General features: G+C 42.8%; 15 protein-coding genes. 11 read left to right on the forward strand and 4 right to left on the reverse strand.

The window, feature by feature from the left end; genetic code table 11:
* Positions 1-6: 6 nt before the first annotated feature.
* Positions 7-1,116, reverse strand: coding sequence for an aldo/keto reductase (locus tag R1T43_RS06405; protein WP_410549002.1), 1,110 nt, complete (start codon positions 1,114-1,116; stop codon positions 7-9).
* A gap of 489 nt (positions 1,117-1,605) precedes the next feature.
* Between R1T43_RS06405 and R1T43_RS06410 the strand changes: the two genes are divergently transcribed.
* Complete coding sequence (locus R1T43_RS06410; RefSeq protein ID WP_317354106.1) at positions 1,606-1,947, forward strand: DUF3718 domain-containing protein; 342 nt, start codon at positions 1,606-1,608, stop codon at positions 1,945-1,947.
* Positions 1,948-2,099: 152 nt separating this feature from the next.
* Here R1T43_RS06410 and R1T43_RS06415 read toward each other — a convergent pair whose 3' ends face one another.
* Both R1T43_RS06415 and R1T43_RS06420 read right to left on the reverse strand, forming a co-directional pair.
* Entirely contained in the window at positions 2,100-2,681 is a 582-nt protein-coding gene (locus R1T43_RS06415; protein ID WP_317354109.1) for a hypothetical protein, read from the reverse strand.
* Positions 2,682-3,110: 429 nt separating this feature from the next.
* Positions 3,111-3,758, reverse strand: coding sequence for a peroxiredoxin-like family protein (locus tag R1T43_RS06420; RefSeq protein WP_317354112.1), 648 nt, complete (start codon positions 3,756-3,758; stop codon positions 3,111-3,113).
* A 255-nt stretch (positions 3,759-4,013) separates the two neighbouring features.
* Between R1T43_RS06420 and R1T43_RS06425 the strand changes: the two genes are divergently transcribed.
* The 4 genes from R1T43_RS06425 to R1T43_RS06440 all read left to right on the forward strand — a co-directional run bounded on the left by R1T43_RS06425 (position 4,014) and on the right by R1T43_RS06440 (position 9,888).
* A complete protein-coding gene (locus R1T43_RS06425; RefSeq protein ID WP_317354115.1) occupies positions 4,014-4,925 on the forward strand; it encodes a dienelactone hydrolase family protein in 912 nt (303 codons plus the stop codon).
* A gap of 721 nt (positions 4,926-5,646) precedes the next feature.
* Positions 5,647-7,989 carry a TonB-dependent receptor gene (locus tag R1T43_RS06430; protein ID WP_317354117.1) on the forward strand — a complete coding sequence of 781 codons (2,343 nt, stop codon included), beginning with the start codon at positions 5,647-5,649 and terminating at the stop codon, positions 7,987-7,989.
* A gap of 40 nt (positions 7,990-8,029) precedes the next feature.
* A complete protein-coding gene (locus R1T43_RS06435) occupies positions 8,030-9,256 on the forward strand; it encodes a dipeptidase (RefSeq protein WP_410549012.1) in 1,227 nt (408 codons plus the stop codon).
* Positions 9,257-9,336: 80 nt separating this feature from the next.
* The gene (locus R1T43_RS06440) at positions 9,337-9,888 is read left to right on the forward strand and encodes a DsrE family protein (protein ID WP_247670676.1); all 552 of its coding nucleotides are present in this window, start codon (positions 9,337-9,339) and stop codon (positions 9,886-9,888) included.
* Here R1T43_RS06440 and R1T43_RS06445 read toward each other — a convergent pair.
* Positions 9,885-11,549 (reverse strand): isovaleryl-CoA dehydrogenase, encoded by a 1,665-nt coding sequence (locus R1T43_RS06445; RefSeq protein ID WP_317354120.1) that lies wholly within the window; start codon positions 11,547-11,549, stop codon positions 9,885-9,887. The two genes, R1T43_RS06440 and R1T43_RS06445, sit on opposite strands and share 4 nt — an antisense overlap.
* 286 nt (positions 11,550-11,835) lie before the next feature.
* Between R1T43_RS06445 and R1T43_RS06450 the strand changes: the two genes are divergently transcribed.
* The 6 genes from R1T43_RS06450 (at position 11,836) to R1T43_RS06475 (ending at position 17,402) form a co-directional block, all read left to right on the forward strand.
* Positions 11,836-12,642, forward strand: coding sequence for a PaaX family transcriptional regulator (locus tag R1T43_RS06450; RefSeq protein WP_317354123.1), 807 nt, complete (start codon positions 11,836-11,838; stop codon positions 12,640-12,642).
* A 133-nt stretch (positions 12,643-12,775) separates the two neighbouring features.
* Positions 12,776-13,888, forward strand: coding sequence for a hypothetical protein (locus R1T43_RS06455; protein ID WP_317354125.1), 1,113 nt, complete (start codon positions 12,776-12,778; stop codon positions 13,886-13,888).
* 449 nt (positions 13,889-14,337) lie between these two features.
* A complete protein-coding gene (locus tag R1T43_RS06460) occupies positions 14,338-14,802 on the forward strand; it encodes a DUF3718 domain-containing protein (RefSeq protein ID WP_211070446.1) in 465 nt (154 codons plus the stop codon).
* 435 nt (positions 14,803-15,237) lie between these two features.
* Positions 15,238-16,116, forward strand: a complete 879-nt coding sequence (locus R1T43_RS06465; RefSeq protein WP_317354128.1) for a YHYH protein — start codon at positions 15,238-15,240, stop codon at positions 16,114-16,116.
* Positions 16,103-16,723, forward strand: coding sequence for a toxin-antitoxin system YwqK family antitoxin (locus R1T43_RS06470; protein ID WP_317354130.1), 621 nt, complete (start codon positions 16,103-16,105; stop codon positions 16,721-16,723). The genes R1T43_RS06465 and R1T43_RS06470 overlap by 14 nt, the downstream gene beginning before the upstream one ends.
* Positions 16,671-17,402 carry an SCO family protein gene (locus R1T43_RS06475; RefSeq protein WP_317354133.1) on the forward strand — a complete coding sequence of 244 codons (732 nt, stop codon included), beginning with the start codon at positions 16,671-16,673 and terminating at the stop codon, positions 17,400-17,402. Before R1T43_RS06470 ends, R1T43_RS06475 begins: the two co-directional genes overlap by 53 nt.
* The last annotated feature ends 15 nt before the right edge of the window (positions 17,403-17,417 follow it).

Consider the following 17,417-nt stretch of genomic DNA (forward strand, 5'->3'; position numbering starts at 1 on the left):
ACAAACTTAACTAGGCACAGGTGCGTTCTGCGCAATAAGGTTTTTAGACTTCAATTCACGCCAAAATTCGCTTGGAATTTTCACTTTCATCGCTTTGATGTTCGCGGTAACTTGTTCCATTGTGCGAGCGCCAGGAATGATGGCAGAGACTGTCTCCGGGGCTTCAGCAAACTGAAGTGCAGCGGTTTTCATATCAATACCGTGCTTTGTGGCAACAGTACTAATAGCATCAAACTTTTGCGACATTGCGTTTGGGATCTTGCTTGAATAGTTAAATCTATTTCTGCCGGCTAAAAAACCTCCGTTTAATGGCGCGCCTACCACCACAGACATGTCGCGCTTATCGAGTAGCGGAAAGGTCTTCTCTAAGGCTTCAGTATGATCCAATATGGAATACTGTAAAGCTAACAAAAATATGTCTGGATCTGACATTTCAAGGGCTTTGTATGCCGCATGAGGAGTGTTAATACCAAATCCCCAGCCTTTAATGATGCCTTCATCACGCATCTTCGCTAACTCTGGAATTGCCCCTTTGGCGGCTTGGTCAAAGTAGTGCACCCAATCCTCACCCATATCACTGTTTTGAGGTGATAAGTCATGAATGTACACAATATCAAGAGATGAAACGCCGATACGTTGTAATGAGTCTTCAATAGAACGACGTGTGCCTGATGCCGTATAATCGTATCGATAGTGGAAAGGTGAGTGATCGGCCCAATGCCAACTATTCTCTAAAGGCTTCGATGACGCGGTTAACAGCCTACCTACTTTCGACGAAAGTACATATTCATCACGTTCTTTATTTCGTAATAAATCGCCGTAGCGTCTTTCGCTCAAACTCAAACCGTAAAAAGGCGATGTATCATAATGGCGTATTCCAGAATCCCATGCGGCATTGAGCATTTGTAAAATTTCTTCATCGCTGGAAATAGTATTAAAGCCATTACCGGCTGCCAGGCCACCTAAACCCATTCGATATTTGGGCCGATAGTGTTTGGTGTTTGACATGGCGTTAGTGGGTAGACTAGCGCCTTTGTCGATTTCCCCAAGGGTAGGCATTAAAGGCCCGACAGATGTCTTTAGTTTAAGTTCTTGTGCCGCAGCTGTTGAACTCATTATAGAACCAAGACTTAGCGCCGCACCTGCTCCTGCACCAGCTTTTATGAAACTCCTTCGTGTTAACATGTAATTAATCTCCGTAAGTGATTTTCAATGCGGGTGATTCCCCTTTAAAAATACTAATCAAATAACTAATGAGATCATGATTAATTTTTGTATTAAAAATTAAATTTTTAGTCTTAATTATTATCTTTTAATTTATAATTAAAGCACATTTTATTAAGGGTTATTAATGGCCGAATTTTTTATAAAGTGAATTATCGTTTTGATAAAGATATTATCGATATGAATCTTTCTTGAAAATAAAAGTTATGGAATTAATATTGACGCTAAATTTTGGTCAAAATAACTAAATTTACGTATTTTAAATATCAAGAAATTAACATTTTTCGGCATTGTTTTTGTTTATCTTGTTGATTAATAGGTTTTTTGTTGTTTTGGCATTTAGGTTGCAAAACTTACTTCGACTTAACCTAAAGGATAACAATGATGAATACTTTCACTAAAACATTAGCTACAATTACGCTTTCTTTATCAACTATCGGCATGGCAAGTGCAGCAGACTCATTATTTGCAGCAGACGATTCAATTACTTCTAAATTATGTGTTGTTGCAGCGCAAGGCAGCAAAATTCAACTTCACAAATCAATTAAAGATTCTGGTTTGAGTAAAAGTTATATTGCCGAGAGCGTAACCTGTAATGATCAAAATATTTTAGCGTTTGTGCAAGATCATGCAGAAGAACCAGACACGATGAATAATATTTTAACAGGTGGTAAATTTAAGACTCAGGTCGATATTACAGACCTAGCAAACGTAAAATATTAATTCTTTGGCGGTGGGCGGTCACCAAGTTTAATTGCCAATGCATTCATACTATTTACGAAAGATGGCGAATGCCATCTTTTCTTTTTTGTCTTTGGTTTAAAACGCGCTTGGATTGCGCGCAACTATAGAGCACAACCCGCATACTGGCCTAGCTATTGGTTACTATTATCGCCCGTGTCCTCACTTGTGCTCTCAATAATGCGCTTCGTGTGGCCGTCAGAGCTAAAGCCAAAACCGTCTTGGGAGAATGTGAACGTATTCGTGTTGTTGACAACTTCTCGGGATTGAAGCAAAAAATGCTGCACTTTTTCTTCAACTACACCAGTTTCAGTTAAAATAGCAGCTTGGGTTTTGGCGTCTTCCCATTCAACTAACTGTGACAATTTTGATGTTTGGCTAATTAGCTCTCGAAGGTTGTCGTCTTTTTCAATGTAACGTGTAAGCCGTTGATTTTTATCACTAGGCTCGATTATTGATAAGCCTTCTTCATCAACAAGAAAACTTGTTTCGTTCTCAACCCCTAAGTTTTTTGCAAGGCTACTAAGTTGAGATGCCAGTTTCTGTTGATTAAATTCAAGGTAATTAGACAGGATCCCTGAATCTAAAGACAATTCGCCACTGTCTATTTTATTCAGTGTGGCGTCAATTTTTCCTTCGTCTAATCCTGCATTTAAGGTGGCATAAGTTAGCCCTAATTGACTATTCTGTTTCGACTTTTCCGATAGCGCTTCCATTGTCCCACTTGATGTGGAGGAATTATTAATATAATCAAACAAAGAGGGTTTGTTGTACGTTACGTCCATTACCGTCAAAAAATAGTTGTCTGAGAGGATAACCCTAAAGAGGCAATTTCAGTGCCAATTACCCCTTTTCCTAATGAAGGCTGTACCGCGTTTAACGCACCGCTATTTACGCCCGAAAACTCAGCAAGTATGGTATTGAAAAATCCATTTTAATTGTCCACTACAGGCCAAGTTTTTCCTCTATTTTCCGCCGTTTCCTATATGTGCAGTAAACGAATGAGCTTCCTTTACATCATGTGTTGTTGCAGCGCAGGACAGTAAAGTCTCGTTCTTTTGCTCTATACAAGGCTCTATTTTGAATATACTGGCCCACGCTTAATAATTTCTACATGGAGGTGTAAAAGTAACGACAAAATAGGCTTAAATCATTTTTAGTGCATCAACAATATCTTGAGGCTCTGAACGCGTTCGATAATCTACATCCACATAGCGCCATGTGACGTTGCCGCGTTGATTGAGTACAAAGGTTGCCGGAATAGGCAGAATGTTGCCATTGCCATTGTTGATAGCTTCAAGGTTGAGTTGCCTGTCGTTTTTCATATGTTCAATTAAAAACTCGGGCACTTCCCATGCAACACCATATTGACCTGCCACGTTGGCATTTTGATCTGATAATACGATAAAATCCATCTTACTTATTTCATCTTCGCTGAGCGAATCATCGGGCATCTGCGGGCTTATAGCCACTAGCGTTGCCCCAAGTTGTTTAATATCGTCTAATCTTGATTGAAGAGCTCGAAGCTGTAAATTACAGTAGGGGCACCAACTCCCGCGATAAAAAGTGACTACAACAGGCCCTTGTTCTAGAAGCGCTGAAAGTGAGACTGTACTTGCCTTTGCATCAGGTAGCGTGAATTCAGGTGCTTTATCGCCAATAGCTAACGCATTGCTACCTTGTTGAAACGACTTGGCTTTGGCTATTTCTGCATCTACCCCTTTCATGAAATCAGGGTTGCCTTTCCGGCCGGCTTCAACCTTCGCTTCGGTTTGTTCTTTTAACGTTGTCATACAAGTCTCATGTTGTGATACATCACAATGGCGTATCGGAATGATGATAATGCCGTAAAATTAGCGCTTTCTAGATAATAATAAAACCGATTTACACGGAATTTAAGACTATTGTTGCCATAAATGCGGTACGACGCAAAAGTACGCCTATTCTCATAATAAATTGGATAATATTCTGGACACCCATACGCATTTAGTTATTAACTAAACATTCACTTTGCCAGCCCTTCCACTTTGTATTATTAAGGATTTACTATGAGCCTTCAGCAGAAAAACACCGCTATTCCAAAAGAAGCCTTTGACTGGTACGACGCTTATGCCCACGGTGGAATGGACAGACGTACATTCATGACCAAGCTAACCGGACTAGTTGCCCTTGGGTATTCCATGTCATTTTTAACTTCTGCATTATTACCAAACTACGCTCTAGCTGAACAAATATCCTTTAACGACCCTGATATAACCGCAACCTATGAAACATTTTCCTCCCCGAAAGGGCACGGAGAAGGTAAAGGTTACTTAGTCGTGCCGAATGCCTTAACACAGAATGAAACCATGCAAAAGAAAGCGCCAGTTGTCTTGGTAGTACATGAAAATCGTGGGCTAAACCCTTACGTTAAAGATGTAGCAAGAAGACTTGCCAAGGCAGGTTTTATCGCGTTTGCTCCCGATGCATTATTTCCATTAGGGGGCTACCCTGGCAATGACGATGAAGGTCGCGCTATGCAACGAACTCTCGAACGCTCAAAAATAGAACAAGATTTTGTAGCCGCTGCTGAATTTATTAAAGCGCATGAAATGTCTAACGGAAAACTAGGTGCCGTGGGTTTTTGTTTTGGTGGTTATATGGTGAATTATTTAGCCGCCGTAGACAGTGATCTCATTGATGCAGGTGTGCCTTTTTATGGTACGCCTGCTGCAAAGGAGCTGCGTAAAAATATAGAAGCGCCGTTACTGATACAGCTCGGTGAATTAGATGAGCGGGTAAATGCGAGCTGGCCTGAATACGAAGAAGATTTAAAAGCGAATAACGTACAGTATGAGATGCACATGTACAAAAACGCGAACCATGGCTTTCATAATGATTCCACGGGGCGGTTTGACAAAGATAATGCGGAATTAGCGTGGTCTAGAACCATTGCATTTTTTAACGCTAAACTGGCGTAAATTAAAAGTTTTAAACAGACTTGGACGCAGATGCCTTTAAACATTGAAGCTGAAGAAGGTAAATTTAAACACACATTTCTAATGCAAGGTCTTCAGTGTTAAACCCTTAACTCAAAGGAGTTACATGAAGACCTTGTCTGTATTAAATGCTTTTTCCCATTCCATCGTGTGCTTTTATGCTACGGCACATCGTATCTAGTGGCCTGTTGTCTCTCTCTTTAAAACTATAAATCGCGCTATTTTCATTAAATTCAAAGTGAATATGTGCAAAAATTTTCCACTTTTTCTGCTAGTACCAATATAAAGATTGGCAAAAAAGAATAGCCAGTTAAGTCTATTTTTTACGGTAAGGTGGCTTTGAATAATAGCGTAAACCCTGCTATGGGAATGCAGCTTAACTGTTGAAAATTAAAGAGTCTTTTAAGTTTTCGTATGATTTTGTCACTTTTGTGGTGCACCGAATATTGATGTTAGCAATCTCTTGGTGCATTGCTCATTTGTAATCAGTGCACTAGTGCTTGGTTATATTAAAAAATGATTACCACTGAACTCATCAGATGAGTTGTCAAAGCTAGATATACCCTGTACTGGGTAAATATTAGGTCTGCTGTATACTAAAGTCTAACGTTGTTGGTATGTTTATTGTGATGTGTTGACTGAACTCTAGCTTGGTTTTCCTCCGAGTTGGTACGTAGTTGCAGTCACAGCAGGAAACACACTCATGATAAAAACAAATACACCGTTTCGTCCCACACTATTAAGTGTATCTATTGCGGCAATGTTTGCCGTTAGCCCTGCGTATGCACAAGAAAGTGACACCGCCAGTGCTGAAGCTGAAGAAGAAAAAATTCAAGTAGTAGGTCGTCGTATCTCTACTACCGAGGTAGCAATTGGTACCGGAGAAGTGACCAATACGCTTGCTGTTACGCGCGAAGCCTTGCTATCGGCCCCAGGCGGTATCTCTGGGCTTAAAATGTTAGAAAGTTTACCTGGATTTAATGTGCAAACGGACGGTGCATTGGGGTTATATGAGTTTGGTAACTCTGTGAATGTGCGTGCATTCAATTTAAGCCAAATGGGCTTTGTACTGAATGGCGTGCCAATGGGACGCTCAGACGCGTTCGGCGGAAGCCCTATATTCAGATATGTCGATAATGAAAACTTAGCGTCTGTAGTGGCATCTCCTGGCGCGGGTGATGTCTCTGCACCTAGCTACTCTTCACTAGGACCTATTGCGTCTTATTATTCTGTAGACCCGTCTGATGAAGCTGGTGGCATGATGTCTTATACCATTGGCGATGATGATTTAAACCGTACTTTCGTTAAACTGGAAACCGGTGACATTAATGGTTTCAAAGCCTATGTCAGCCGCTCAAAAACTGACAGCGATTTATGGAGGGGGCCCGGTACCATCGATAGAGAGCACATTGAAGGTAAAGCTGTCTACGCCTTCAGTGATGAGACTAAATTTACTGTCAGTTATGTAGCGAATGACTTTTTTGATTACGACTCACCCTCTGCTACAGAAGCCACCTTCGATGATAACTATTACTACAGCTACCTAGACGCTATTCCTGAAGGCTGTATTACCCCATTAACGGGTGTTTACGATTTCAACCAAGATGGGGTAGCGGATGAAAGCGATTTTACCCCTGTGTTTACCGGTAGTAATTGTACAAGTTACTACGAAGATCGCGTAAACGTTCGTGACGATAAACTCTATTCTGCCCAGCTTGAAACCTACCTGCTAGATAACTTGTTGTTTACCGGTACTTATTATTTTGAAGACAAAGATGGTTATGGTGTTTCTCCCGATTCTTACAGTAACACCTTAAGTATTTACGAAGATCAGGCAGCAGCAGGACTAGATGTAGTGCACCCGCGTGGCGTGCAGTATGGCTTATCATCGGTAGGTGGAGATAGAAAAGGTTTTGTAGCTGATTTTAGCCTACAGCTTGATGCCCACGATATACAATTTGGTGCCTGGCAAGAAAAAGATACCTACCATCGTACGCAGCAGCGTTTGAATAAAACCGGTGGCAGTGCAGATGGCGGCGTAATTTGGGATGAAGTGGCCTATTATCGCCGCGATTACACCTCTGTGCGTGAAACCACGCAGCTCTACGTAAAAGACACCCTTAGCTTAATGGATGATAACTTAAAACTTGAATTGGGTATTAAATCTTTAAGTGTTGATTATTCCCTAGATGGGTATCGTGATTATGACGATTATGAAATTGATGGTGAAGCGGGTTATGGTCCCCAGTCTGTGGGCGGCAAATTTAGTAACCATTTCTTACCTTCAATAGGTGCGGTATATACCCTAAATGACACTGACCAAGTATTTGCTTCTTACTCGAAGAACTACGCACTACCTAATGGTACAGATGACATTTATGACAATGCGGTTAGCTTTGAACCCGATACTCCTGAAGGTGAAGAAGCCGATAACCTTGAATTAGGTTACCGTACCAACAAAGAAAACTTTAACGCGGCATTAGCGTTATTCTATACCCGCTTTGATAATCGTCTGTTTGCCAGTAACGTATTAAATCCTGCGACTGGTCAGCCTGAGAGCTTTTATATTAATGGCGGCGCTTCAGAAGCCTACGGATTTGAATTGTCAGGTGTTTATCAGCCTGAAGTGTTCAAAAAACAGTTATATATGAACGCTAATATCTCGTACAAAAATGCCAGCTTAGTAGACGGTTTTGGTAGTAACCCCGAAGGCAGCGCCTTAGCTGATAGCCCAGATTGGGTGATGACAGGTGGCATTACCTATGAGCCAACAGAATGGATAGTAGCAAATGTGTCGGCGAAATATACCAGCAGTCGTTTTACCGACTATGCTGAGACCTACGAAATGGATAGCTACACCACAGTAAGTGCCTATGTGGATTTAGGTGGTGTGAACCCCTTCGGTATGCCTGAAAATGTGAGCTTACGGTTAAACGTAGATAACCTTTTCGACAAAGAAGTGTTGTCGTTTGCGTTTGTAGGATCGGCTTTCTATCGCCCTTTGAGCCCTCGTAACGTGCAGGCATCATTAACGGTGGCTTTCTAACATGACAACGAAAACAAAACTAAATCAGTTAAACAAAACAATGGTTGGGGTAGTGGTCGCCTTAGGGCTAGGAACCGCTATGACGAGTTCCATAACACAGGCAGCCGACGCTGTGACGTTAGAAGAAGCGGAAGCTATTCAGCGAAAGCTAGTGACCTTGGACACCCACCTTGATACGCCTGCGCATTTGGTAAGGCCTGGGTTTGATATTATGGAAAGGCATACTTATGGCCACGACTTTTCGCAAGTTGATGTACCGCGTATGCAAGAAGGAGCGTTAGACGGTGGCTTTTGGGTACTTTACACACCGCAAGGACCGCTAACTACTGAAGGCTATCAGCAAAGCCGAGATACCGCTTTACTGCGTGCCCTTGCAGTACGCACTATGGTTACCAAGCACCCAGAAACGTTTGCGTTGGCCTTAGATCCTGAAGATGCGAGTGAAATAAAGAAAACCGGTAAACATATAGTTTATATGAGTATGGAAAATTCGTATCCCTTAGGCACAGATATGAGCCTACTTGAGACGTTTTATAAGTTTGGGCTACGTATGGCAGGGCCAGTACATTTCAAAAATAACCAGCTTGGCGATAGCTCTACCGACCCAGAGGGAGTGAAGTGGGGTGGACTTTCGCCGCTAGGTGAATCCTTTGTCAGCGAAGCGAACAGATTAGGCATTGTGTTAGATGGGTCACATGCGCATGATGACACGGTTAAGGACATGATTAAATTGTCTAAGACACCCATCATCTTGTCTCATACAGGTGTGAAAGCCATTTACGATCACCCGCGAAACATTGACGACGACTTACTGAAGCAACTTGCGGAATCTGGCGGTGTCATTCAAATGAATGCTTACAGCGACTACCTTACTGCACTGCCTGAAAATCCCGAGCGAAAAGAAGCTTACAAGGGGTTAATGGCCATGGTTAAACAAGGTGCTGATCACACGGATTTGTTAGAAAAGCGCAGGGAAATTGAGCATGAGCATCCCGCGGTTAAAGCGTCTTTTGATGTTTACATGAAACACTTTTTACATGCGTTAGCGGTGGTAGGGCCTAAGCATGTAGGAATTGGCGCTGACTGGGATGGCGGCGGCGGTGTAGACGATATGATGGATGTGGTTAATCTGCCCATGATCACACAGCGATTGTTGGAAGAGGGCTATACCGAAGAAGACTTAGCAGATATATGGAGTGGTAATGCATTAAGAGTGCTTCAACAGGCTCAAGACTATGCTGCTAGTTTGAAAACAGCGAGTAAATAGTTACACTGAATTGAAAACGCGCCCTATTCATTTGGTGAGTAGGGCGTTTTTTTATCTCTGATTAATAACGTGGAGTATGCATGAAATCATTACCCCTTTTAGCCTCAACATTTGTTGTAGTATCTGCTTTATCGACGCCATTATCTGCCCATGCGGGTAGTGATGATTTTGCAGCAGGTCCTGTATTCAATAACTATGGCAAGCATGCACCTGTGCCAGGCGTGAGTGTGTCGCCTCAGCAACAATTTAAAGTCGCCTTCGATGTGGCTAAAGGGGCTGATGCAGGAAAGGTAAACCGCAAATTTGATTCGCTTGCCCGTTTTATAAATATGCACGTGGCCAATGGCGCTAAGCTTGAAAATATTCAACTCGCGTTAGTGGTTCACGGCTCAGCAACGCTTGATGTGATTAATAACGCAGCCTATCAAAAGAAAAAAGGTGAAGATAACGGCAACTTAGGTTTATTGCGTGCACTTATGGGTAAAGGTGTGCGTGTAATCGTGTGCGGCCAATCATCTGCAGCGAATGATGTGCAAAGAGATATGTTAATAGAGGGCGTTGAGATGGACTTATCTGCAATGACAGCCCATGCCCGCTTAAGTGAACAGGGTTTCAGTACTAACCCGTTTTAATCTTTGCTACTGCTAAGCATTCCTTTTTTAATAATATCTAAAAAAGGTGTGTTAGCAGGCAGTGTTCCATACGCTAAGCCTTGCTGTTTGCCTAACCTTGCTTCGCAAAAAGTGTTCGCCATTACGCTATCGCTTCCATTTAGAAGCAAGGCACCTTGCATGGCAAGAGCAGTATGCTCTGTAATTAAACGGCTGCGAATTTCTAGGGTAGCGGTATCTTCGAAAGCGTCTAAAAGGCTTTGCAGGTGGTTATCGTAAAAGGCATTTTTCCCTTTTGCGCTATGTAATAAATCAAAAAGCGCCGCTTTAGATTCTGGCTCTTTGTGCAATGCGCGAAGTACATCTAAGCATTGTACGTTACCACTGCCTTCCCAAATTGAATTAAGCGGCGCTTGGCGATAAAGCCTAGGCAAAATATTCTCTTCCACATAGCCAATGCCCCCCAAGCACTCTTGGGCTTCGTTAATAAATGCTGGGGTTCGCTTACATATCCAGTATTTACCAATCGCCGTTGCGATACGAGCCAGTGCAGCTTCTTTCGGATTGGTTTTACTGGCATCAACGGCGCGAGCGACCCGCATGGTAAGAGCCAGTGACGCCGAACATTCAAGCGTAAGATCGGCGATGACATTTTGCATTAAAGGCTGATTGATAAGCGTGTCACCGAAAGCCTCACGGTTGCTGACATGGTGAAGGGCTTGCACTAACGCTTGTCTCATAGAAGCCGACGAGCCAATCATACAATCAAGGCGAGTAAGAGACACCATGTCGATAATCACCCGTACGCCTCGACCTTCTTCACCTATCAAATACGCAGTAGCGCCTTGAAACTCCACTTCTGATGAGGCATTGCTCCAGTCTCCCAATTTGTCTTTCAACCGTTGAATGCGTACTTCGTTTAAGGTGCCATCAGGCATAACTCTTGGTAATAAAAAGCACCCTAGGCCAGCGCCAGTTTGCGCAAGAATTAAGTGCCCGTCACACATGGGAGCAGAAAAGAAGAACTTGTGCCCTACAATACGGTAACTACCATCTTCTTGTTTTGTAGCAGTGGTTGTGTTGCGGCGAACGTCGGAGCCACCTTGTTTTTCGGTCATTCCCATACCAATGGACAGACCATGCTTGTGTTCTGCTGACAAGGTGCGGTCATCGTACTGCCCATGAACAACTTTATTCACCCAATAATCTGGTAAGCCTTTGGCTTGTCGTAGTGCCGGAATGGCGGCGTGGGTCATGGTAAGAGGGCAAGTTGTGCCCGCGTCAGCTTGATATTGCATGAAAATTAACGCGGCTCTTATGACATGCGCGCCTTGCTGACTTTCATGCTGCCAAGAATAATTGTGTACATTACCCTTCATGGCTGCACTCATCAGCGCGTGGTAGCTAGGATGAAACGCTACATCATCAATTCTGCGACCATACCGATCGAAAGGATGAAACTCTGGCTTGTTTTTATTGGCAAGTTCGCCGTGTTCCATTAATTCAAAGCCAGCGACTTGCCCAAATACATCTAGCTGTAATGCTACGTCAGCGTTTGGCGACGTTACATTAGCCATTACAGCGCACTTAAGTAGTGGGTCGTCCTGCCACAAGTTATAAGCGGGTAAGGGAAGTGGCTGATTCTCAACAACATGGGTATCGAACAACGTAGGTGCAGACATAATAAACTCGCCTTGAAAATTTATTAAACATTACTAGTTTTGTCTTTTTGTGTCAAATGTTGTAATTATTGGTTTTATGACTTTCCAATTTCGATAGCTGATTGAGTGTTTGTTTTTAAGAGCTTTTTTCAAGCGCTTATTATCAAGTGCTTATTATCAAGTGCTTATTTTCAAAAGCTTATGCCCAGTAAGAAAGCGGAAAAAGGATATACTTTGTAAATGCATGACATTTAGGTAAAGTGCTCACTCGATGTCGTTTTAATTACTAATAGATTGGTAAAGCAATATGTCACCCGAAAAACCTACCGGTAAACCCGTAGCCCGCCACTTGTTGATGAAGCTACTTGGTTCACGCCCCGGTATAAAAATGGATGCAGCCAGCGCGGTTAGGGTAGGCGCCTTGTTTGGCATGTCGGAAAATAACATTCGCGTTACCCTGACTCGCTTACAATCGGCAAAACTGCTTAAGCTGGTGGAGCGTGGTTATTACCAATTAGGTAAAGAGGGCGAGCAATTTGCTGGCGAGATCAGTAGCTGGCATACCGCAGAATCTAGATTATGTGAATGGCGTGGTGATTGGCTTACCGTGCTAACCACCGCATTAGCAAAAAGTGATCGTAAGGCCACACGGGCACAAGACAGGGCGCTTAAATTAATGGGCTTAAAAAAGCTCTCTGCAGACTTTTATGTCAGGCCTAACAACTTTAATGATACGGTAGGAACAACGCGAGAGCGCTTGTTCCGACTGGGATTAGATAAGAGTGCTGTGGTGTTCAACGCATCTCACTTTGCTGACGCGACGGAAAAAAAGGCAGCAGGGTTGTGGCAGACCAAAAATCTTGAAGCTAGTTACGAAGAAGGGTTAATTGAACTCGCGCGGTCGCGCAAGCGTATAGAAGGCCTGTCACTAGATGATGCAGCAAAGGAATATTATATCGTCGGCGATAACGCCCTAAAACGATTAGTGTTCGACCCGCTGCTGCCAGCGCCTTTGGTTAATGTTGACCTTCGCAAAGCTTTTCGCGCAAAAGTAGAAGAGTACGATAAGGCTGGCGCTGAAGTCTGGTATGAATTTTTAAATATAAATAAGTGAGGAAAGAGGTACGAGCACGGAGGTGCTTGCCTGATGCTATCTTTGTGGCACACTGTAATTTGAATTGCTGATAAACGTTTGCATAGATACGCACAGATTTTCCAACTTAAATACGTGACATGGAATAAGTAGTATGAAGTCAAACCGCCCCCTGTTTAAACATATACGAAATCACACTGCACTGTTCAGTGAATTATCGCGTTATCGCAACATCGCAGTGCAGGGCTTAGGCCTTTCTCAGTACGAATTTCACAAAACCCCCAAGTTTGTTGCAGAAGACGGACGCCGGCTTACCATTGAGCCGGAGCGCAGTATAGTATTGCCTAACGTAGAGCATCTTAGCGGGGTAAAGAGTAAGCTTGAAAAAGCCATACCTACACTTACGATGGTTGAAAATAGCGAGATTGGTTATCGCTATCCTACCGCAGCTTTAGCGGGCTTAGATGCGCCATTTATTAAACGAATGCGATCTGAATATTTTCATAAAGTTGATGAAGATCGTAGTATCTGCCGACCCGTAAATTTATCTTACGGTATTAAAAGCCGCGGAAAAGCAGATAACCGCCAAGAATATGAAGTATGGATGCCGGATGAGGCACCAGAGCAAAATCCGTTACCATTGTTAATTGACCTTTATGGCGAAGACCTACCTAACGATGTACGTCATTTTGTAGAGCAACCTTCGAAAGTGCACGGCTGGATGGGCGTTAAGCGAGCGGCATTCGAAGCCTTGTACCAAAACAAAGAAATATGTGGCGATTTGGTGATTTGTGTGGCTATGAGTGTAGATGCCTACAATATTGGTGCGCGACCTGATTTGTCGTTCTCGCCAGAAGCTGAAAGCAGTATTGCGGCCAGCAATGCAGAGCTAGAGTGGGAAATAGAAGGCTATTACGCGCCACGTGACTGGGAGTTTGACCACGACATGGTGTGGTCGGCAATCAATCACACACTGGCAGCGATTAATGCGCCTTTAACTGATTTATACGGCAGTACCATTTTGCCAGTGGTAGAAAGCAAAACAGAACGTATTTTGTCAACGCTTAAAAGCTTAGGTGTTCAACAGGACGAAATTGATGATATGAACCTACAACCTTGGGAGTTTATGCTTAATGAAAGTTCCCATAGGGTTAAATCTCACGATCCATCCAGACCGGTTAACCTGTTAGGTAGGCTAAATCGTTTGTTCTACCAGCAAGACCGAAAACTTCCTTCATTAAACTGGATGCACGATTTAATCACGTAGTCGTGAAAGTGCAAAACCAGTTGCAGCTATTGACTTAATTATTGATGCCTGCCGCACTAAGTCGGTGGGCATTTTTGTATCTAGTGCCTCATTGCCTTTCTAATAACGTTTTATAAATACCTACCATCACTCTCGTACTATTTCGTCTAGTTCGTAAAAACAGTTTAAGCACGTCGGTTGCTTCAAATAGGCACCTTCAGGCTACTGAATATAGCCGTATCCAATATTAGATAACAATAATATAGGTTACATATATTCGCATTTTGTAACATCGATTGTTAAAAAGGTTAAAATTTGTAAAAAAATTACAGGGTTGGTGTGAAAAGTACGGTTTTTTGTCATTTTCTGTAATTTAATTACGAAATTAGCTTTATTTTACGTAATTTTTGGTCATAATGTACTCGTTGCTTAAGAAAAATCTAATTTTGTTACACAATAGGAATTACATTATGAAACTGTCAACTTTAGCCATTGCTCTTATCTCTTCAGTAGCGTCTTTAAATGCTTTTGCTCAAGACGTTCGTTTAAACCCAGTTAATCAAAACATTGAAACGCAAGCTTGCTACACAGCCGCGACAGAAGGCTACAGAGCAGCAAAACGCTTAATTCGTGATAATGGATTAAACGTTGAATCTTTCAGTGCATCATTGCTTTGTAACGATGTAAGCTTAAGAAAGTTTGCTGATTTATACAGCAAAAAAACGCCTAGTGAAGCTAAAGGCATCGCCCTTGTTGCTAAGAACGAAGATATCGCTTCAAAAGCATGTCTAGATGCAGTTTCAATTGGTGCAGAAGAAGCACTTGCTAAGCACGGCTTAGAAGGCGAAACCATTATTTGTAACCACAAAGAAATGTCAGTATTTGCCCGTGCATACAGCACAGAATCAGTTGTTGTACGTCCATTCTCTGAATAGTACAGTCTCACTGATTTAACGTTTGTTTACAGTTTCATGGCCCACTCGGCAACTGGGTGGGCCAGTAACTTATTTTAATCACCACGCTTGCTGGTGTTAGAAAATATCCCTCGAAAAAATTCCCTTGAAAAAACTCCCAGCGATAATCTTCACTCGAACAATATTCCCTCTTTTAAATATAAACAATCCAACCCATTATCTTAGCCTAAAAATAATTAATACCACTTACCCTTAACACCGCGTTATTCGTTTTGACACCTGTACTTTTGTATCCAGTTACCTATCCGTCCTCCCATCAATAATCTCCACTGAATATGCACATTGTGCACGTAAGCACTGTGCTAATTTACTGACTATTCACGATCCTTACGTTTGTTTGCACCGTGTATAAACCTATGAATATTGCTGCAGTAAATACCAATAGAGAGAATCACTATGTCGAAAAGCCACTACGCACTACGTGCATTATTTTGTGTAAGCCTTCTGTCGGTATTAGCAGCATGCGGCGGGGGGGCATCTACCGATGAAACCGCAACCAACGACACCAGTGTTGATACGGGAACCGGAGCAGACACGGGGAGCGGCAGTGATTCGAGTACTACAACGTGCGACTCACCCATGACCGAGCTTTCAAGCGCTTATCTAGAGTTTGTTGCTGCGCCTAATGTCACTATTGTGTTGTCTGAAGATGGATGCACAGTGTCACTAGAGTCGGCAGGCAAACCTGATCACACATCGTCATACTGGGATTCAGGCAATGCTAGCGGCTTATACGTTGAACCTGAAGATGAAACCTTATTTAACCAACAACGTTCCCCTGGCGACATTGAAGATTACATTAACGATTACGACTTAACTGTGCCTGTATCACCAGAAATAGCTGCCACTTCATCTGCTACGCCGTTAGGTGCAATAGGTATTGCTTTAAGCGGCGCGCCCATCTTCAATGATTCAGAAGGAACGGGAGATGTATCGCTAGGCGTCATACAGGGGTTTGATCGCAATGGTGCGCACACGGGGCCTCAAACTTACCATTACCATTTAGAGCCTCAAGCTATCTCTTACGATGATGATTCGCTGGTTGGTATTATGGCAGATGGTTTTTTCATCTTTGGAAGACGTTGCTATTCAACCGTAGGCTACCCGACTGATTTGGATGAGTCGAACGGGCATACATCAATAACTCTTTATACCGGTGGTTCAGAAGAAGATGCTGAATATCACTATCACATTTCTTCCGAACAATACCTAAATGGCGATTATTACCTTATTTTCCCAGGTAACTTTCAAGGTACGCCGAGTGACATTAACTAATCCATCAACCTACAAGGTATTGGTGTTCTGTGCGCTCTGGCTTACAGCAACCCATGCGTCGATAGCGTTTAACGATAGACCGCAAGTGGTGGTGTATGAAAGCGATATATCGCTAAATAAGCAAGGTGTTAGGATTTACAAAAAAAGGCCTTTTACTGGGAAAGTGGTGAGCTATCACTCAACCGGTGCGCTTGCTACAGAAGATGAATTCGTTGCCGGGCGCCGTGCAGGCATGGCAAAAAAGTGGTTTTCAAACGGCATCTTGGGTTACCAAGCTAACTATGTCTCTGGAGAACGAGAAGGCAGAGTAAAGACGTGGTGGCTAAACGGCAACCTTCGCTCGGATTTTGTTTACGTAAACGGCAAAGTCGAGGGTGAGGGCTGGCGTTGGTATAGAAGTGGTGCCAAGTTCAAGAAATTTAACTACCACGCAGGCCAGCCAACGGGCTTACAACAAGCGTGGCGTAAAAACGGCACCTTATATTCAAATTTCGAATACAAAAATGGGCGGATTTATGGGCTTAGAAAAGCAAACAACTGTGTGGGGCTTGAAGATGAAGTTATCTCTGTTGATTACTACCAAAATCAAGCAAGTCTTAGTTTCTAGTGCACTGGTGTTGCTAGGCAGTACCAGTGTAATAACGGCAACTACAGCCTACGGCGCGGATGATTTACCCTACCAATTACCTTATTACAACAGTAAAGAATTTACCCCGCACTGGATTGAAAGCGGTAGTGAAGCGCTTGATGGTTTTCACCAAATACCCCCTTTTAGTTTTACCAATCAAGATGGTGAAGAGGTCAGCGAAAAAGACTTCGATAATAAAGTTTACGTGGCTGGCTTTTTCTTTAGCACGTGTCCGGGAATCTGCCCCATGATCCGCTCTAAGTTAGCAAAGGTGCAAGAAGCGTTTATTGACGACGATAACGTAAAAATTCTTCAGCACTCGATTAGGCCCCATACCGATACGGTCGAATTGCTAAAGGCCTATGCAGATAAAAACGGCATTGTGAGTAATAAATGGTATCTGGCAACCGGAGAGCGAGACGCTATCTACTCTCTAGCGAAAAGCGCATATTTTGCCAGTGATGACTTGGGTAATTTGCAAAACACAGAAGACTTTTTGCATACTGAAAGTCTGCTGTTAATAGACCAGAATCGGCATATTCGAGGCATTTATAACGGGCTAAATAGCGCGTCTGTCGATTATTTAATTGCGGATATTAAAGCATTAGAATCAGAGGAAAAGAGCCCAGCCAATAAAGTGGACGCAGAACACGAATAGCAATCTGAGCAAAGT

This window comes from Alteromonas sp. CI.11.F.A3 (genome assembly GCF_032925565.1).
Lineage (GTDB): Bacteria > Pseudomonadota > Gammaproteobacteria > Enterobacterales > Alteromonadaceae > Alteromonas.